A 17907-nucleotide genomic window follows, 5' to 3' on the forward strand; every position below is an offset into this window, starting at 1 on the left:
AGCACGACCAAAAACCATGGCGGATTTATCTCTATGATAAATAGAAGCTAAGTTTTTTGCTGGGCTTGATTCCTACGCAGGTGTTAACCTGATCAGGTTCAACGGTACTTATCTTTAAATTGAGTAATTAAGATAATCTCAGCAGTTTGTTAACTGCGCTCCGTCAAGCTAGGCATTTAGACTAACAGATTTTTAAATTTTTGTTGTAGCAATTCACACCAATCAACAATGGGCAAATCCGTGCTATTGTCATAAAAGTTTCATCATTTCTATGTTTTAATCACCAATCATTTTTTCCATGTGTCTAGTGGAGGCATACTGTGAGCCCAAGCAATCCTGTGTTAAGTCATCATATTTCTTCACAATTTAATGAAGACTTGCAAGATGTGCACACCAAGTTTATGACCATGGGTGGATTAGTGGAGCAACAGGTCGCAAATGCGATTCATGCTTTATTAGACACAGATGCTAATTTAGCGATTGATGTACAGTTTAAAGATAATGCAGTGAACCAATTCGAGCGTGATATCGATGAAGGTTTGACATTGATTTTAGCTCGTCGTCATCCAGCCGCCATTGATTTACGTATGGTAATCGCTATGAGCAAAGGCAATACAGACTTAGAGCGTATTGGCGATGAAGCAGCGAAAATTGCACGTATTGCGCAAAACCTGTGTGAAGAAGGTGAGTCACCGCGTGGTTACATGGAAACCCGTCATATCGGTAACCAAGTACGTGTCATGATTCATGATGCTTTGGATGCTTTCGCACGTTTAGATGTAGAACAAGCCTTGAAAGTGGTGATGGCTGATGTCGATATTGACCGTGAATATCAATCTGCAACTCGTACCTTAATGACCTATATGATTGAAGATCCGCGTCATATTTCACGTGTCATTAATGTGATGTGGGTACTGCGATCTTTAGAGCGAATTGGTGATCACGCACGTAATATTTCAGAACAAGTCATTTATATGGCAAAGGGTACTGATGTGCGTCATACCAGTATTGAAGAAATTGAGCAGAAAGTGCACCAAAAATAATAGTAATAGTAAAATAATCACTGGCCGCTCTAACTAGAGCGGTTTTTTATTTTGAGAACGCCGCAATAAAAAAATCCCAGACTTCGGGGGAAAGTCTGGGAGAGAAATATCATGCGTTACGTGAGATATCAACGTATCTCTTTGTCCTTCTGAATATAACTATAAACAGGGTACCTTAAAGTGTCATGTAGACAACTGTGTATACTCTGTAAGGCTTTATTACTTATGTAAATATCATGTAAAAAGAGAGCTAAAAAACAGCTCTCTTTTTAACAGTGGGGTGAGACAAAACGACTTATTTTTGTTCAGTCCAACCTTCCGCTTTTTCTACACTTTCATCGTTATTAAAGAACTTCTCACGTTGCTCTTCGAGGAACTTCTTCGCATCAGGTTCAAACACATTCAAACGTTTTTCATTAATGAGCGTGGTTTGGTGTTTTAACCATTCCTGCCATGCCTGCTTTGAAACAGTTTCAAAGAATTCTTGGCCTTTGGCGCCTGGAAATGGCGCAAAGTCTAAGCCTTCAAGCTCTTGTTTATATTTGCGGCAAAATACTTGTCTAGTCATTATGGCATCCAGTGAAAGTCCCTCTTTGTAAAAGAGGGATATAGAGAGATTAATATAACTGTTCTAGGCGAGTGTGCGCACGGGCAATCGCAGCTTCAACTTGTTTTGGTGAAGTGCCACCAATATGGTCACGAGCATTCACAGAAGCTTCTAAAGTCAATGCTTTGTCAAATACATCGGCTGTGATCAAATCAGAGAACTGTTGCAGTTGTTCAAGCGTCAATTCTGATAAATCTTTTTCTTCTGCAACACCTAAAGCAACTGCTTTACCAACAATTTCATGGGCATCACGGAAAGCGACACCTTTTTTGACGAGGTAGTCTGCAAGATCGGTTGCAGTAGAGAAACCACGTAAAGCTGCTTCACGCATAATCTCGATATTTGGCACTAAGGCTGGAACCATATCGGCAAATGCCATCAATGAACCACGAACGGTATCAATTGCATCAAACAATGGTTCTTTGTCTTCTTGATTGTCTTTGTTATAAGCCAATGGTTGGCCTTTCATTAAGGTTAATAGACTAATTAAGTCACCAAAAACACGACCTGACTTACCACGTACTAGTTCAGGTACGTCTGGGTTTTTCTTCTGTGGCATGATGGATGAGCCTGTGCAGAAGCGATCTGGAATATTCACGAACTTGAATTGTGCCGAAGTCCATAAAATAAGTTCTTCAGACATACGTGATAAATGCATCATGATCAAAGACGCGGCTGCATTAAATTCAATAGCAAAGTCACGATCAGAAACTGCATCTAATGAGTTTTCTGACACAGCTTCAAAGCCAAGAAGTTCTGCGGTGTAAGCACGATCAATCGGATAGGTTGTTCCAGCTAACGCTGCTGAACCGAGTGGCATACGATTCACACGTTTACGACAGTCCTGTAGACGCTCTGTATCACGGACTAACATCTCAAACCATGCTAATAGGTGATGACCAAAGGTCACCGGTTGAGCTGTTTGTAGATGAGTGAAACCTGGCATAATCGTGTTGGTGTTTTGACTAGCTAAACCAAGTAAGCCTTTTTGTAAACGCAGTAATAAACCTAAGATGTCATCAATTTCATCACGCAAATATAAGCGGATGTCAGTTGCAACTTGGTCATTACGGCTACGGCCGGTATGTAATTTTTTACCTGTAATGCCGATACGTTGAGTTAAACGAGACTCAATATTCATGTGGACATCTTCTAAATCAATACGCCATTCAAAGTTGCCAGCTTCAATTTCAGCTTGAATAGTGCTTAAGCCTTGGATAATGTCATCACGTTCAGCTTCAGTGAGGACGCCAACTTTGGCAAGCATGGTTGCATGTGCGATTGAACCTGCAATATCTTGTTTATAAAAACGTTGGTCAAATTGCACAGATGCGGTAAATTCTGCAACAAAAGCATCAGTTGCTTCAGAGAAGCGACCACCCCACATTCCAGAGGTTTGATTTGGGCTTGCTGCAGAAGAGGATTGAGAAGATGTGGTCATGGCGGCTCAGCAAAATAAAAAAGAGTATAGCAAATCCAAACACAGTTGCCGAAACTCGACGTAAGAAGTTATCGCAAACTCGTCAGGGAAATCCAACAGGCTCCTATTTTTTTACGAAAATTGGGCAATGGCAATACTTATTAGAACTAATTGTTGCAAGTAATGTTTTGGCGATGGTGTTGGCTTTGGCTGAAGCCCGCTCATGGCATGCCTTAGAGGGCTTTCGTGTGCTGCAATATATGGTTTTTATTAATTGGGTGATTTTATCATTTGCGGCACTGGTTGATTACTTTCAAGGTTTTTTTGCCAAGTTTAGTCAGAAAGTGGCATTAATCTTCGGTTTTATTTTACTTCAATTGATTGTTTTATTGACCACCTGCGCGGTCAATGTTATTCAGTATTGGGCAGCACGTTCAGGTGCATTTAGTGAAGAGTTGCTATTTCATGGGACAAGTCTGCATCTAGGTTATGGCGTTTTACTCGGTGCATTCTGTTTGCGTTATTTATATATGCGCGAACAATGGATGAGCCAGCAATACAGTGAACTGAATGCGCGGATTCAGGCGATGCAAGCACGAATTCATCCACATTTCTTATTTAATAGTATGAATAGTGTGGTGAGTTTAATTGCGATTGATCCTGAAAAAGCTGAAAATATGTTGATTAATCTGTCGCGCTTATTTCGGGCCAGCTTTCAAGAGCTGAAATTGGTGAGTCTGGCAGAGGAAATTGACTTATGTCAGCAATATTTAAGTATAGAAAAGATGCGTTTAGGCGAGCGTTTAAATGTAGAATGGAACATACAGGCGACACCAATTGAATTAAAACGAGTGACGATTCCGTTATTAACGTTGCAACCTTTGCTTGAGAATAGTATTTTTCATGGGGTGGAAAAAATTTTGCAGCCATCAACCATTAGCGTATTGGTTGAAATATTGCAAAATCAAGTCAGTATAGTCATTACCAACCCTTATTCTCACGATACAATAAAATCGAGACAGGGAAATGGTATTGCGATAGACAATGTGAAGCAGCGCTTGAAAGCTTATTATGGGCCAACAGTGAAGTTTCAGATTTATGGGGGAGCGTCGTTATATACGACGGTGGTGAGCTACCACTATCGAGTAAAATAATAAGTCAAGTTAACCATAAAAAATATGGATGAAGTTAACGGTGACAAGGAGGAGAGGATGAGAGTTCTGATTGCTGATGATGAGCCTCTCGCTGTAGAGCGTTTGTCACGTTTAGTGACCCAGATGGGACACGAAGTCATTGCGACGGCGCATCATGGTCAGGATGTGTTAAATCATATTGAAAACGACTCACCTGATGTCGTTTTATTAGATATTCAAATGCCAGGAATGAATGGTTTGGAATGTGCTGAGCAACTCAGTCAGCTCAATCCTAGACCTGCGATTATTTTTTGTACGGCATATGATCAACATGCATTGGAAGCATTTAAATTTCAAGCACAAGGATACTTACTTAAACCTGTTGCACAACAAGATTTACAACAGGTGTTTAATCATTTAACTCACCTTACACAAGCACAAATGACTGGTTTAAAACAACAAGACGATATGTACGATACCAAAACACAACGCCATCAAATTGCTGCGAAAACATATCGCGGGGTAGAACTGATTCCATTGGAAAATGTTTATTATTTTTTAGCAGATCAGAAATATGTCACCGTTCGCCATAAAAATGGCAGTGTGCTAATTGATGAAACACTGAAAGATTTGGAATTGGAATTCGCAGATCGCTTTATCCGTATCCATCGTAATGCCTTGGTCTCATTAGACTATCTTGAAGGGCTGGAATTGGTCGCCGCAGGGCAATATCAGGTACGTCTGCGTGAACTGGAGGAGCGATTATCGGTCAGCCGTCGCCACTTGTCGAGTTTAAGAGAGTGTATGCATCAATTATAAAACCCAGCTTTTCAGCTGAATGATTGATCACTTTATGAATTTTTGCTTGCAATTTCAGGTGATCAAGTTAAGTTTGGAACAATTGCTTTGATCAATACTTAACTTGAATTTATGAAAACCTTAAAAATTGCGACTCGACAAAGCCCTCTTGCACTTTGGCAGGCGGAACATATTCGTTCTCGTTTAAATGTGCTTTATCCAGATTTAACGGTTGAATTGGTTAAGTTTGTTACCCAAGGTGACAAGATTTTAGATACACCATTAGCCAAAATTGGTGGTAAAGGTTTATTCGTAAAAGAGCTGGAAGCGGCATTGCTGGACGGTCGTGCGGATTTGGCTGTGCATTCAATGAAAGATGTGCCGATGCATTTACCTGAAGGTTTAAGCTTGGCCGTGATCTGTGAACGTGAAGATCCTCTAGATGCTTTTGTCTCAAACCAATACTCGCATTTTGATGAGCTGCCACAAGGTGCGAAAGTAGGTACATCGAGCCTACGCCGTAAGTGTCAAATTTTACAGCTCCGCCCTGATTTAGAAATTGTCGATTTACGTGGAAATGTGGGGACACGTTTATCCAAGCTGGATGATGGTTTATATGATGCGATCATCTTGGCCAGTGCTGGTTTAAAACGGTTAGGTCTCGCGGATCGAATTCGTCATTGTTTAACACCTGTTGTAAGTTTACCCGCGGTGGGGCAAGGTGCACTTGGTTTAGAGTGTCGTACGGATGATGTGGAATTATTAAAGTTGATCCAACCGTTACAGCATGAAGAAACCTCGATTTGTGTACGTGCAGAACGTGCCTTTAATGCCTATCTTGAAGGCGGTTGCCAAGTGCCGATTGCTGGTTATGCGATTTTGGCCAATGATCAATTACACATTGAAGGGCGTGTTGGCAGTGTAGATGGCAAGACCTTGTTGAAAGAGCAATTGGTTGGTGCAACAGTCGATGCTGAGCAACTGGGTGAACAGCTTGCTCAGCGATTGCTAGTGCAGGGTGCGGGTGAATTGCTTAAAGCGTTGTATTAATGCTGTTTATTAATACACGACCTGATGACCGTGCTTCTGTTTTAACTCAAGCATTGAGCGAGGCGGGTTATCAGGTTGAAGCATTACCTTTGCTTGAATTGGTTGCAGAGCCTTTTTCTGAAGCTTTGCAACAACTTTACTTAGCCTTGGCTGAGACTCAAGTAATCGTGGTGGTTAGCCCAACTGCCGTTGACATTGGAGTACGTTATTTGCAGCAAGCGGGATTGCAACTAGATCAGCTTAAACATATTCAATGGGTCGCGGTGGGACAAGCTACGGCAAAGGCTTTAGCCCAATTTAAAATAGCAAGTGTTGTTCCTGAGGTAGAAACTTCCGAGGGAATGCTGGAGCTTCCCCTCCTAAAACAGCAGATGCATTTAAACAAAATTGCATTTTGGCGTGGTTTGGGAGGGCGGCAGTTTATGATGCAGCAATTGCAGCAACAAGGTGTTGAGATTCTGAATTTTGTGCTCTATCGCCGCCAATGCCCAGAACAAAGTTTTACCAAATTTCCTGAAATTGTAAAAAAAATAATTTTAAATCAACCTGTTGCAGTGTTGATCAGTAGTGAAGCGAGTTGGAACTATTGGCAACAGCTATGTGGTCAGCGTCCATGTGAAGCAGCGTGGGTTTATTTGGTTTTAGGGTCACGTTTGGCCCAGATTCTGAGACAGGTGCGGGATCAGACTGCTCAAGGATTTAACATTATTCAGCTTGAAAATTTATCTGCATCAGAGATCATTCAACGCATGAGTGATTGGCAAGGACATGTATGAGAAAAATTGGTTATCTAATATTAGGATTGAGTTTATTGTGGTTAGCTAAACTCAGTTACGATGTTGCGCAATATTCTCAAACTGTACCCCAATTGCAACAGCAATTAGATCAAACCGAGCAGCGTTATGCTTTATTGAATGATCAGTTCGTTGCCGTACAACGCCAGTTGCAAAATACCAGCCCAGTAGAACCTACGGATAGTGTTGCCATCCCAACTACGGTGACAGGAATTGCGCCAGTTGTTTTGATTAAGCAGCAAGTGCAATTGGTGCAGTTTGCGCTGGATCAGCAACAATTTATTTATGCATTAGATCAATTGAATCAAGTCCAACAGCATGTTGTGCAATCGGCAGTCTCTCCCGCATTGCAGCATAGTCTGGTGAAATCGATTGAGCAGGATAAACAAATCATTCAGCAATATGTTTTAAGCCAAACACAACAGCAACAACAACTCGATAATTTGTTGCAGCAACTGGATCAAAAGATTCAACAAGAAATTCAGAACCCGAAACTCAGCATGGCAAACAATGAAAGCAGGTCTTGGTGGCATTGGTTTAAATTGGAAAAAGTCCAGCGCAATTCTCCAGATTTACTGAGTCGTAATATCACTTTAAAAGAAGCTCAATTACGCTTATTGCTTGCTTCTCAGGCATTACAGCAAGGTCAGTTAGTAGAATATCGAAAATCGATTTTGGAAGTCATGCAGTTATTTGCTGAATTGCCTGATCAAGCTAGTCAACAGATGAAACAGAAGTTAGAGAAAATTGTAAATTTACCGGCAGTGCCTACACCAAAACTAACCACACTGGGTTTATTGGGGTAACGCATAATGAAATATTTGCTGCTCGCTTATTTGCTTGTAAGTTTGGTGCTATTCGCACTGTTTGCTGTGTTGAGTTATGGCTATGGAAATGGCTATGTTTATATTTACTGGCGAGACTGGCAGTTTCAAAGTGGTGTTTGGGGGCTGATTGCACTTTTTATTGTGATTAGTTTACTCGCACAATCAGCATGGTTACTTGGTAAACGTTATCTTGCCCGAGAGCAGCGTAAAAAAGAGACGATTCTGCATTTTAAAGATTTACACCCTTATGAGCAGCTCGGCATTGTTTGGTTGTTGGAAGCTGCGAAAGATCAACAAGTTTTTATTGAGCGTGTTTTTACCCAATCGGGATTATTGAATAATATTATTGATGCGCAGTTTGATTATAAAAATGGTGATTATGAAACAGCATTACAGAGCTTAGAAAGCTCTGCACCGATGGCATTTGAACTGGCTGAGTTGCAACGCATTGATATTTATTTAGAGCAGCAACAGACTGAAAAAGCACTTACACATTTAGAGTTTCTTGCTCAACATCAGCTTTCGCCTTGGTTGACTGAAATTGAAACTGCTTATCAGCAACGCATCACTGCTTTGTGGGGCAAGCTTGCCTTACAAAAACCGTGGCTATTCCTACAAGCGATTCAATTTGGTTTGTTGGATGCAGAGCATCGTGATTTATGGTTGCAGCAGTTATTAATACAATTTGAACATGCTTCGGTGGATGATCTCTCTGCTTTACAGCAACGTTACTTGGCTTTGCAAAGCGAAATACAGGATCGACCTTATAGCAGTAAAGTCCTTTGGCTAAAGTTGCTGGCGCGTATGCCAGAAATGAGTTTACAGCATGAAGATTTAGCCTTGCATTTATTGCAAGAGCAGTTTGATCCAGAAGTATTTTATCTGTGGTTCCAACAACAGTTATTAAAGCAAATTCCAGATTATGCCTATGTTGAACAGCGGATTATGCAGCTTGAGCAGCGCTATACCAGTGTTCCAATGTTAACCTTTGCTAAATGGCATATTTATGTGGCCACACAGCGTCAGCAAGAAGCCGAGCAGCTATTAACTCTATACCCAGATAACATTTTAATGAGTTATTTAAGGATTAAATCTACATTAGGTGATAATCCAGATTTAATCAGGCAGTTAAATTTAATATTTGAAAATGATGTGAATTTTCTTAACTTTAAGATATGAGTGTAAATATGAAAGAACTGTCTGTCTATCCTGTGGTGCATAAGCAAGCAGTAGCGTGGGGAGATATGGATGCTTTCGGGCATGTTAATAATGTGCAGTATTATCGTTATATGGAAAGTGCACGAATTGCCTATTTAATGGCATTAAATATCTTTGATCAGGATATATTGACGGTGGTAGCTTCCAGTCAATGTAAGTATTTAAGTCCTGTATTCTATCCCGATGTGCTGCATGTTGGTGCGCGAATCGAAGAGTTACGCAATAGTGCTTTTCGTATGCATTATGTTTTGTGGAGTGAAACACAACAACAAATGATAGCGACCGGTGAAGCGGTTATGGTCTGTGTCGATAAAGAAACATCAGGGAAATTGAATATCCCTGAAGTGATTAGACAGAAAATTATTCAACTGGAACAAAGTGTGGGACACGATTTAATATCTAACTAATTATTATAAAGACGATTATGTCTATTTTTGTTTGATTATATAGTGAAATTATATAATAAGGTTCAAATACCGAGGTCACATATGTTGAAGGTATTTGAACCCAAGTAGCGTCAATAAAATTAGATTTTTTTAGATAAAATTAAGAATAAGTTAATATAAATGTGTTGTTTGCTCCGTTCAGATATTGCCTTTACAGAATATGTTTTTATATAACAGGTCTACTTTTTAGGGTTTATTGTAAACAAAATGCTATTTTGCACCTGATATACGATTAACTGGGGTATTCTTATATTGATTATTTAATCATTTATAAATTAATATTGAATCGAATTTTAAATTCATTTTATTTTTTGAGTGATATATTTCCCCTATTAAGTCGGAGTGGTTCTAATGAAACCAGATATTAGCGATTTATCTGTAGAAGATTTAAAGCGTTTACAAGCAGAAGCGGAAGCTTTAATTGCAAGTAAAAAAGATCAAGCAATCGAAGATGCATATAATCAAATTATTGCAATTGCAGATGCGATTGGCTTTAGCGTTGAAGAGTTATTGGAAGTTGGCGAGCAAAAGCGTAAGAAAACAACGCGTAAAGCAGTAGAGCCACGTTACCGTAATAAAAGCAATGCTGAAGAAACCTGGACTGGTCGTGGTAAACAACCACGTTGGTTAGTTGCTGAATTAGAAAAAGGTGCAAAACTTGAAGATTTCTTAATCTAAGCAAGTTTTAAAGTCATCGTTTTGTCATACGACGACTTTATCCTTTATTAAAAGCCAAGCTCAAAAAGCTTGGTTTTTTTATATGAGAGAATTGGCGATGTTGAAAAAGTATGCATAATGTCATTCAGGGGCGAGTGTCTCAAGAAGGATGATATTTGGCATGTTGGTAAGGGTGGAATGAAGAAAAATACCAAGCAATGGAGATGGTGGATTTTCGCCATTTTTGCATTTTTAATTTTTATTATTTTACAAATTCCAGCAACTTGGTTAATTGCGAAATTTTCAAAAGATAATCAAATATTACATAATGTCAGCGGCAATATATGGCAAGGACAGGCGGATTGGCAGCGTGGTCAATTGCGTGGATCAGTGCATTGGAAAACACGACCTTTAGATTTGCTATTATTGCGCGTTGGCGCAGATCTCGATATTCATAGCGGCAATACCCAATTTAATGGAATTTTTGCCTATGGTTTTGGCAAAAAAATCATGATCAAAGATCTGCAAGGGAAAATCTCGCCTGAAACATTAAAGTACTTTGCCAACTGGCAGTGGCCTGAAAATTCAATTCAGTTGAAAGATGTACAGTTCAATTATCAAAAAGAAAAAGGCTTTAGCGCGACAGAAGGTCAATTAAATTGGGGCGGCGGTGAGTTGGGCTATACTTTTGGTCAACGACAGGACCGCATGAATATGCCTTCTTTGGTGGCGGAGCTGAAAGATGAAAACGGACAATTACAAATTGATGTTCGTGACCAACGCAGCCAAAAAATGGCAAATCTGAGTTTAGATGCAAGTCTGATGTTGGATGTGCAGTTAACGCAACGCATGTTATTGAATATTCCATCCTATCAGGGTAAAGCTGGACTCGACACGTATGTGATTAGCTCGCGTCAACCATTATTGCAAGGTGGTTTCTAATGAAGGCAATCACTCAAAAGTTGCAACAATTGCGTTGGCAAAAAGTTGATAAGCTCAGCGGCTTGGTTCTAGCTTTACTGATCTTGTGGTTATGCTGGAAATTAGCTTCATTGTTTTGGTGGGTGCTTGCACCTCCTCAACCGATGCAGTTCGATCGGGTTGAGTTGGGTTCGCAACAAGCACAGGTACCAAATATTAGTTCCTTTGCTTTATTTAATGAGCCTGCAGCAACTTCAGCTGATGATAATGTCAACTTGGAATTACAAGGTGTATTGTTGGGTCAACCAAATTACTTGTCTTCTGCGGTTATTAAGTTGAATGATACAGCTGAACGTTATCGTGTGGGAGAGACGGTTGGTTCGACCTCATATCAATTGGCGGAAGTGTACTGGGATCATGTGATCTTGAGACAAGGCAATGGCGCGACTCGAGAAGTAAAGTTTAAGGGTTTGGATAATGGCTTGTACCAACCGATTGCACCTGTATTGAACAGTGGCAATAATGCCCCACCTCCGGCAGCTGCACCGACTCAGAACTCACCGCAATCAGCCTTAGGTCAGGCAATCCAGCAAATGCAGGATAACCGTGAGCAATACATGAAAAACATGGGGGTAACGGGAGGCGGTTCAGATGGTTATGAAATATCGGATAAGACCCCATCGAATTTAAAAAATACCTTGGGTTTGCGTGCTGGCGATCGTATTCTATCGGTCAATGGTCAGAGCGTCGGGCAGGGGCTCAACGAAGTACAATTATTAGAGCAAGTACGTCGTGAAGGGCATGCCAAAATAGAAATAAAACGTGGTGATCAAGTGATGACCATACAACAAAGTTTTTAGTGATCACACGTCACCATATCAGTTAGGAATAAGTGCAGGTTATGGCTTTTTTAAATCATCAACGTCCACTTTGGGCATTATTGGCCGCGGCACCTTTGGTTGCGACAATCAGTACCAATGTGCAAGCACAGACATGGAAGATCAATCTACGTGATGCGGATTTAACGGCATTTATTAATGAAGTTGCAGATATTACTGGAAAGAACTTTGCTGTAGATCCTCGGGTACGCGGTAATGTGACGGTTATTTCCAACAAGCCGCTAAATAAAGATGAAGTATATGACCTATTTTTAGGTGTACTTAACGTCAATGGTGTGGTGGCACTTCCTTCTGGAAACACGGTTAAGCTCGTACCTGATAGTAATGCCAAGAACTCAGGCATTCCTTATGACGCACGTAGTCGTGCAGGTGGCGATCAAATCGTGACGCGGGTCATTTGGTTGCAAAATACCAATCCCAATGATTTGATTCCTGCTTTACGTCCGCTGATGCCGCAATTTGCTCATTTGGCAGCAGTTGCTGGGACCAATGCCTTAATCGTTTCTGATCGTGCCACTAATATTTATCAGCTAGAAAGTATTGTGCGTAATCTGGATGGTACGGGTCAAAATGATATTGAGGCGATTAGCCTGCAATCGAGTCAAGCAGAAGAAGTGATTGGTTTGCTCGAAACCATGAGTGCAACAGGGGCTTCAAAAGACTTTATTGGATCACGTGTTCGGATCATTGCTGATAATCGCACCAACCGAATTCTGATCAAAGGTGATCCCGACTCGCGTAAGCGCTTACGTCAAATGGTTGAAATGCTAGATGTGCCATCAGCAGATCGATTGGGTGGCTTAAAAGTTTTCCGCTTAAAATATGCCAGCGCAAAAAATTTAGCTGAGATTTTACAAGGCTTAGTGACAGGTCAATCTGCTTCGTCTTCATCGTCGTCGAATAGTAATAACCGATCTAGTTCGTCTAATAATTTGATCTCAAACAATCAGAATTCAAGCTCATCAACAGGCTCATCGGTCTCTACGCCTTCGATTAATTTAAATGGTAATTCAAATAACAGTCAAAACTTGGCAATTACCAGTTTTAATGGTGCAGGCATTAGTATTATTGCGGACCCGACTCAAAATGCATTAGTGGTTAAAGCCGATCCGCAGTTGATGCGAGAAGTTGAAGCGGCCATCCAACAACTAGATATTCGCCGTCAACAAGTATTGATTGAGGCAGCAATTATTGAAGTTTCAGGAGATGATGCAGATCAACTGGGAATTCAATGGGCATTGGGTGATTTGAGTAGTGGTGTCGGTCTTCTTAGCTTTAGTAATGTAGGTGCAAGTCTGGCATCTATTGCTGCGGGTTATGCGACGGGTGGTGCAAGTGGTGCAGCTGCGGCGATTGCTGGGGATGCCAATAAAGGGAATGGCGCGACGCTTGGGTTAGGGAATTTTGAAAACTCACGTAAAGCTTATGGCGCGTTGATACAAGCGTTGAAAACCAACACCAAATCTAATTTCTTGTCTACGCCTTCAATTGTGACCATGGACAATGAAGAGGCTTATATTGTTGTAGGTCAAAACGTTCCATTTGTTACTGGTTCGGTATCGACGGGGACCTCTGGTACAGTTAACCCTTATACGACAGTTGAACGTAAAGATGTGGGTGTCACTTTAAAAGTGGTTCCGCATATTGGTGAAAATGGTACAGTGCGCCTTGAAGTTGAACAGGAAGTTTCCGATGTTCAGAACAATAAAGGCCAGGCAACCGACCTTGTTACCAATAAGCGTGCCATCAAAACGGCGGTGCTTGCTGAGCATGGACAAACGGTCGTATTAGGCGGCTTGATTGCGGACAATACTTCTTTGTCACGTCAAGGTGTTCCAGGCTTGAGTAGTATTCCATATCTTGGACGTTTATTCCGTGCTGATGCGCGTAGTAATATCAAGCGTAATCTGTTGGTATTTATCCATCCTACGATTGTCGGGGATGCGGATGATGTGCGCCGTCTTTCTCAGCAACGTTATAATCAGCTTTATAGCTTGCAATTATCTATGGATAAAAATGGTAATTTTGCAAAGCTTCCTGAAAATGTGGCAGATATTTATAATCCGCGACCTGTAGTAAGCAACTCTCCTTATCAGAAAGTTCCAACTGCGACGCAAGCGAAACAAACGGTTGTAGTGACAACACCTGTTGCTGTTGAAGAGCCGCAGGTGCAGCAAAAAACAGTGCAACTGCCAGCAAAATCTACAGAGCGCAGTAAAAACACCGTGACGACAACCACAATTCGTCCAGTGTCTTCACAGTAGAAGCACAGAAGCGCTTATGTCACAATGCTATGATTGCAAGAAATTATATAAGGATATGCATCTATGACTTGGAAATTACAAGCCATTACAGGTGAATTTACGGGGCAAGAACTGAATATCGAGCGCGATATGCTGGTGGGTAGACACCAAGATGCCGATATTTTGTTGCAATCAGCAGATATTTCGCGTCGTCATGCCGCTTTGTTGCTGAAAGATCAGCAGCTTTGGGTACAAGACCTTAATTCGTCAAATGGTACCTTCATTAATGATGCGCGTGTCGAGCAAGAAACCGAATTGCACGATGGTGATATTCTACAGTTTGCAAGTTTTGTCTTCTCTGTACTTGCACCAGCAGTAACTGAAGCTGAATTACCTGAAATCGAAATTGAGCCTGTGACCTCGACTACACATGATCAAGGTATGCCAAGTATTGCTGAGCGTGCAGTTGAAACACCAATAACGCGCGATGGTATGCCGCAACAGGTCTCGATTCCAAAACCCGCTCCAATTCCTGAAGGGGTGAGTGTTCAGGCTGTACCTGAGCCACAACCTGTTGCGATTGATGAGCCAGTTTCGCGTGTCGCTCAGGAAAAAGAGCAACAAAAGAACGCTTCTGTTGGTTTGATTTCGATTATTGTACTGATCATTTTGGCTGTGATTGCCTGGCTGTTCTTTAAATAATCGGGCGAAGCTTCTACAATCAAGGCATGCCCACGTTGGTATGCCTTTTTCATTTCTTGGGTCGAAATATATGTCTGTTGCTCAGTTACAAAGCCGTAATTTAGTTTTATTTGATTTGGATGGGACGCTGGTGGATTCCGCTGCTGATCTATATCGAGCGATGAATTTGAGTCTGGAAAAACTGGGCTTCGCGACAGTGACTGAAGCGCAAGTTCGTGTTTGGGTCGGAAAAGGTGCTGCCAAACTGTGTGAAGCTGTGTTGGAACATTTGTTTGGGCAAGTAGATGCTCAACAGCAAGAACAACTCCTCAGTACATTTGTTGACGTCTATGCTCAGGAACTTTGTGTAAATACCCGAGTGTATGAGGGTGTTTTGCCATTTCTAGAGTATTGCCAAACGCATAACATTACGATGGCGTGTGTTACCAATAAGCCTGAGCATTTAGCGAAGGGTATTTTGGATATTCTGCATTTGAGTCCGTATTTCAAAATTGTGATTGGTGGTGATAGTTTGTCTGAACGAAAACCGCATCCATTACCGCTGCTGCATTGTGTGGAACTCGAAGGGACATCTACAGCAGAAACCTTAATGATTGGTGATTCAAGTAATGATGTAGAGGCGGCAAGACGTGCAGGTATTGATTGTATTGTGGTCAGCTATGGCTATAATCATGGAGAAAGCATCTATGATTGCCAACCTCAGCAAGTGGTCGATCATTTGGCAGAATTAGTTTAAGAAGATTCGGTAAGGAGACAGGCATGAAGATTGTTATGGTTTTTCGATGGCGGGCTTGAAATAGCACTACAGAAAAAACGCACAGAAATTAAAAAACCATAGAGATGATTCATGACCACATTTGTACAATTTGAGCAATTAAAATCAGCAGGCTATAACACCATTCCTGTATACCGCCAACGTTTAGCTGATACTGAAACCCCACTTTCTGTTTTCGCACGGTTTAAACATCATCAACAAGCGTATCTCTTCGAGTCTGTTGAGGGGGGAGAAAACTGGGCGCGCTACTCAATGATTGGGTTGGGTGAGTCGACTGTTTTTTCCTGTAATGCTGGCGTATTAACGATTCAAGACGCAGATGGTACGGTGACTCAGCAAGATTGTGCCGACCCATTTCAATATATTCGAGAGTTTCAAAGTCAGTTCAAAGTGCCTACACAGACAGATTTACCAGATTTGCCTAATTTTACAGGTGGTTTGGTCGGTTATTTGGGCTATGACGCTGTGCGTTATATCGAACCAAAACTGAAAAATGTACCGACTGCTGATCCAGTTACTTTGCCCGACCTTTGGTTGATGCTCTCTCAAACCGTGATTGTGTTTGATAATTTAAAAGATACTTTATTCCTCATCCATCATGCCGATGCAAATCAGCCAGATGCCTATGCTCAAGCTCAGCAAAAGTTGGATCAACTTGAACAATTGCTGGCGATACCCGTCAGTTTGCAAGCCAAACCCCATACTGCACCGCATTTTGAATCGATTACAGGAAAAGAGAAGTTTCTGGAAACGGTTGAGAAGGTTAAAGAATACATCCGTGCCGGCGATGTGATGCAGGTTGTGCCTGGTCAACGTATGGTATCGGACTTTGATGGTGAAGCCTTGCAGGTGTATCGTGCGCTCCGTCATTTAAATCCATCACCGTATTTATTTTTGGTGCAAGGGCAAACCCTTGGAGATAAAAAACCATTTCATATCGTTGGTTCATCACCAGAAATCTTATCTCGTCTGGAAAATGGGATTGCGACAGTACGTCCATTAGCAGGGACGCGACCACGTGGTAAAACCAAAGAAGAAGATATTGCCTTGGAACAAGATTTGTTAACTGATGAAAAAGAGATTGCCGAACATCTCATGTTGATTGATCTGGGGCGTAATGATGTTGGACGTGTTTCTAAAATCGGGAAAGTGCAAGTCACCGATCGTATGGTGATCGAGCGCTATTCACATGTGATGCATATTGTGTCAAATGTACAGGGTGAAGTTCGTGATGATGTCGATGCTTTAGATGTTTTTAAGGCGACATTCCCTGCAGGGACACTTTCTGGTGCACCAAAAATTCGTGCTATGGAAATTATTGATGAAGTTGAACCCGTAAAACGTGGTGTATTTGGTGGGGCTGTTGGATATTTAGGCTGGCATGGTGAAATGGACATGTCAATTGCGATCCGCACCTGTGTTATTCGTGATAAAAAAGTCTATGTACAGGCTGGAGCAGGGTTAGTTGCGGACTCAAATCCAGAGTCTGAGTGGAATGAAACCCAAATAAAAGCTCGCGCAGTGATCAAAGCGGTTGAATTATCGTCAAACGGATTGATTTTATGAGTTTTTAGCGGTTTTTTTGAAAAAAGCACTTGCATCGATTCAGAGTTTTGCTAAACTGCACACCGTTCCGATACGAAACGTACGAAACACTAAGAAAGAGCCGGCATAGCTCAGTTGGTAGAGCAACTGACTTGTAATCAGTAGGTCCACAGTTCGAATCCGTGTGCCGGCACCATCTTAAAAGTGTGGTAGTATAGTGTAAAGAACAGCACTGTGTAAGTGTGATATGGTGAGATTCCCGAGCGGCCAAAGGGGGCAGACTGTAACTCTGCTACGAAAGTTTCGAAGGTTCGAATCCTTCTCTCACCACCATCTAACTTCGATAGAAGTGGTAAATACCAATATGCGGGAGTAACTCAGTTGGTAGAGTGGCAGCCTTCCAAGCTGCATGTCGCGAGTTCGACCCTCGTCTCCCGCTCCATCGAAGATGTCGCTCTTATAGCTCAGTGGTAGAGCACTCCCTTGGTAAGGGAGAGGTCTCGAGTTCAAATCTCGATAAGAGCTCCAGATATAAAACTTAGTAGAATTTCTACAGATTTTAAAGAAGCAGGCTATTATAGTCTGCTTTTCAAGTATTGGGTGTCTAGTTTTTTAGGCGATTGTCGATAAGTAAGGTTTTTCAGGGTTGTTTTTCTCTAAACTTGTGTCGACGTAAACGAGGAGAATCAAATGGCTAAGGCTAAGTTTGAACGTAATAAACCACACGTAAACGTGGGTACAATTGGTCACGTTGACCATGGTAAAACAACTTTAACTGCTGCGATTGCAACTATCTGTGCAAAAACTTACGGCGGTGAAGCGAAAGATT

18 protein-coding genes, 4 tRNA genes and 1 riboswitch are annotated in these 17907 nt (G+C 41.4%); of the genes, 20 read left to right on the top strand and 2 right to left on the bottom strand.

What is annotated here, in order from left to right; translation table 11 throughout:
* Positions 1-52: 52 nt before the first annotated feature.
* Positions 53-173, bottom strand: a riboswitch (TPP riboswitch).
* A 147-nt stretch (positions 174-320) separates the two neighbouring features.
* Positions 321-1043 carry a phosphate signaling complex protein PhoU gene (gene phoU / locus GBI66_RS14915; RefSeq protein ID WP_005191833.1) on the top strand — a complete coding sequence of 241 codons (723 nt, stop codon included), beginning with the start codon at positions 321-323 and terminating at the stop codon, positions 1041-1043.
* A 295-nt stretch (positions 1044-1338) separates the two neighbouring features.
* Here the strand turns inward: phoU and GBI66_RS14920 are convergent, their stop codons facing one another.
* Both GBI66_RS14920 and argH read right to left on the bottom strand, forming a co-directional pair.
* The gene (locus GBI66_RS14920; protein ID WP_004773983.1) at positions 1339-1611 is read right to left on the bottom strand and encodes an oxidative damage protection protein; all 273 of its coding nucleotides are present in this window, start codon (positions 1609-1611) and stop codon (positions 1339-1341) included.
* Between the two features lie 49 nt (positions 1612-1660).
* Entirely contained in the window at positions 1661-3091 is a 1431-nt protein-coding gene (argH, locus tag GBI66_RS14925) for an argininosuccinate lyase (protein ID WP_032857396.1), read from the bottom strand.
* Between argH and GBI66_RS14930 the strand changes: the two genes are divergently transcribed.
* The 19 genes from GBI66_RS14930 to GBI66_RS15020 form a co-directional block, all read left to right on the top strand.
* Entirely contained in the window at positions 3082-4224 is a 1143-nt protein-coding gene (locus GBI66_RS14930; protein WP_151716624.1) for a sensor histidine kinase, read from the top strand. The genes argH and GBI66_RS14930 overlap by 10 nt on opposite strands.
* Positions 4225-4281: 57 nt before the next feature.
* Positions 4282-5022 (top strand): LytTR family DNA-binding domain-containing protein, encoded by a 741-nt coding sequence (locus tag GBI66_RS14935; protein ID WP_151716625.1) that lies wholly within the window; start codon positions 4282-4284, stop codon positions 5020-5022.
* Positions 5023-5133: 111 nt separating this feature from the next.
* Complete coding sequence (gene hemC, locus GBI66_RS14940; protein WP_151716626.1) at positions 5134-6051, top strand: hydroxymethylbilane synthase; 918 nt, start codon at positions 5134-5136, stop codon at positions 6049-6051.
* A complete protein-coding gene (locus GBI66_RS14945) occupies positions 6051-6827 on the top strand; it encodes a uroporphyrinogen-III synthase (protein ID WP_151716627.1) in 777 nt (258 codons plus the stop codon). Before hemC ends, GBI66_RS14945 begins: the two co-directional genes overlap by 1 nt.
* Complete coding sequence (locus GBI66_RS14950; protein WP_151716628.1) at positions 6824-7651, top strand: hypothetical protein; 828 nt, start codon at positions 6824-6826, stop codon at positions 7649-7651. Before GBI66_RS14945 ends, GBI66_RS14950 begins: the two co-directional genes overlap by 4 nt.
* Before the next feature lie 6 nt (positions 7652-7657).
* A complete protein-coding gene (locus GBI66_RS14955; protein ID WP_151716629.1) occupies positions 7658-8851 on the top strand; it encodes a heme biosynthesis protein HemY in 1194 nt (397 codons plus the stop codon).
* An 8-nt stretch (positions 8852-8859) separates the two neighbouring features.
* Complete coding sequence (locus GBI66_RS14960) at positions 8860-9297, top strand: thioesterase family protein (RefSeq protein ID WP_078197329.1); 438 nt, start codon at positions 8860-8862, stop codon at positions 9295-9297.
* Between the two features lie 390 nt (positions 9298-9687).
* Positions 9688-10014, top strand: coding sequence for an H-NS family nucleoid-associated regulatory protein (locus GBI66_RS14965; protein WP_005191849.1), 327 nt, complete (start codon positions 9688-9690; stop codon positions 10012-10014).
* Between the two features lie 177 nt (positions 10015-10191).
* Positions 10192-10935 (top strand): type II secretion system protein N, encoded by a 744-nt coding sequence (gene gspN / locus GBI66_RS14970; RefSeq protein ID WP_005191850.1) that lies wholly within the window; start codon positions 10192-10194, stop codon positions 10933-10935.
* Positions 10935-11774: a type II secretion system protein N gene (locus GBI66_RS14975; RefSeq protein WP_078197325.1), complete on the top strand. Its 840-nt coding sequence runs from the start codon at positions 10935-10937 to the stop codon at positions 11772-11774. The genes gspN and GBI66_RS14975 overlap by 1 nt, the downstream gene beginning before the upstream one ends.
* Before the next feature lie 41 nt (positions 11775-11815).
* A complete protein-coding gene (gene gspD, locus GBI66_RS14980; RefSeq protein WP_151716630.1) occupies positions 11816-14077 on the top strand; it encodes a type II secretion system secretin GspD in 2262 nt (753 codons plus the stop codon).
* A gap of 63 nt (positions 14078-14140) precedes the next feature.
* Positions 14141-14758, top strand: coding sequence for an FHA domain-containing protein (locus GBI66_RS14985; RefSeq protein WP_005191858.1), 618 nt, complete (start codon positions 14141-14143; stop codon positions 14756-14758).
* A gap of 70 nt (positions 14759-14828) precedes the next feature.
* Complete coding sequence (locus GBI66_RS14990; protein ID WP_151716631.1) at positions 14829-15494, top strand: phosphoglycolate phosphatase; 666 nt, start codon at positions 14829-14831, stop codon at positions 15492-15494.
* A gap of 111 nt (positions 15495-15605) precedes the next feature.
* Positions 15606-17099, top strand: a complete 1494-nt coding sequence (gene trpE, locus GBI66_RS14995; RefSeq protein WP_005191864.1) for an anthranilate synthase component I — start codon at positions 15606-15608, stop codon at positions 17097-17099.
* Between the two features lie 99 nt (positions 17100-17198).
* Positions 17199-17274 (top strand) — tRNA-Thr (locus tag GBI66_RS15000).
* Between the two features lie 53 nt (positions 17275-17327).
* Positions 17328-17411 (top strand) — tRNA-Tyr (locus GBI66_RS15005).
* 33 nt (positions 17412-17444) lie between these two features.
* Positions 17445-17520 (top strand) — tRNA-Gly (locus GBI66_RS15010).
* A gap of 11 nt (positions 17521-17531) precedes the next feature.
* Positions 17532-17606, top strand: a tRNA-Thr gene (locus tag GBI66_RS15015).
* Positions 17607-17768: 162 nt separating this feature from the next.
* Positions 17769-17907, top strand: a 139-nt coding sequence (locus GBI66_RS15020; protein WP_227545342.1) for a GTP-binding protein, incomplete at its 3' end; no start/stop codon positions are given.

It is taken from the genome of Acinetobacter sp. TUM15071 (genome assembly GCF_008980925.1).
Lineage (GTDB): Bacteria > Pseudomonadota > Gammaproteobacteria > Pseudomonadales > Moraxellaceae > Acinetobacter > Acinetobacter dispersus.

What these genes read in the sequence shown, in the direction of transcription:
- GBI66_RS14920 (WP_004773983.1), bottom strand. Translation starts at nt 1,611, where the DNA reads ATGACTAGACAAGTATTTTGCCGCAAATATAAACAAGAGCTTGAAGGC.
- GBI66_RS14930 (WP_151716624.1), top strand. Translation starts at nt 3,082, where the DNA reads ATGTGGTCATGGCGGCTCAGCAAAATAAAAAAGAGTATAGCAAATCCA.
- argH (WP_032857396.1), bottom strand. Translation starts at nt 3,091, where the DNA reads ATGACCACATCTTCTCAATCCTCTTCTGCAGCAAGCCCAAATCAAACC.
- GBI66_RS14935 (WP_151716625.1), top strand. Translation starts at nt 4,282, where the DNA reads ATGAGAGTTCTGATTGCTGATGATGAGCCTCTCGCTGTAGAGCGTTTG.
- hemC (WP_151716626.1), top strand. Translation starts at nt 5,134, where the DNA reads ATGAAAACCTTAAAAATTGCGACTCGACAAAGCCCTCTTGCACTTTGG.
- GBI66_RS14945 (WP_151716627.1), top strand. Translation starts at nt 6,051, where the DNA reads ATGCTGTTTATTAATACACGACCTGATGACCGTGCTTCTGTTTTAACT.
- GBI66_RS14950 (WP_151716628.1), top strand. Translation starts at nt 6,824, where the DNA reads ATGAGAAAAATTGGTTATCTAATATTAGGATTGAGTTTATTGTGGTTA.
- GBI66_RS14955 (WP_151716629.1), top strand. Translation starts at nt 7,658, where the DNA reads ATGAAATATTTGCTGCTCGCTTATTTGCTTGTAAGTTTGGTGCTATTC.
- GBI66_RS14960 (WP_078197329.1), top strand. Translation starts at nt 8,860, where the DNA reads ATGAAAGAACTGTCTGTCTATCCTGTGGTGCATAAGCAAGCAGTAGCG.
- GBI66_RS14965 (WP_005191849.1), top strand. Translation starts at nt 9,688, where the DNA reads ATGAAACCAGATATTAGCGATTTATCTGTAGAAGATTTAAAGCGTTTA.
- gspN (WP_005191850.1), top strand. Translation starts at nt 10,192, where the DNA reads ATGAAGAAAAATACCAAGCAATGGAGATGGTGGATTTTCGCCATTTTT.
- GBI66_RS14975 (WP_078197325.1), top strand. Translation starts at nt 10,935, where the DNA reads ATGAAGGCAATCACTCAAAAGTTGCAACAATTGCGTTGGCAAAAAGTT.
- gspD (WP_151716630.1), top strand. Translation starts at nt 11,816, where the DNA reads ATGGCTTTTTTAAATCATCAACGTCCACTTTGGGCATTATTGGCCGCG.
- GBI66_RS14985 (WP_005191858.1), top strand. Translation starts at nt 14,141, where the DNA reads ATGACTTGGAAATTACAAGCCATTACAGGTGAATTTACGGGGCAAGAA.
- GBI66_RS14990 (WP_151716631.1), top strand. Translation starts at nt 14,829, where the DNA reads ATGTCTGTTGCTCAGTTACAAAGCCGTAATTTAGTTTTATTTGATTTG.
- trpE (WP_005191864.1), top strand. Translation starts at nt 15,606, where the DNA reads ATGACCACATTTGTACAATTTGAGCAATTAAAATCAGCAGGCTATAAC.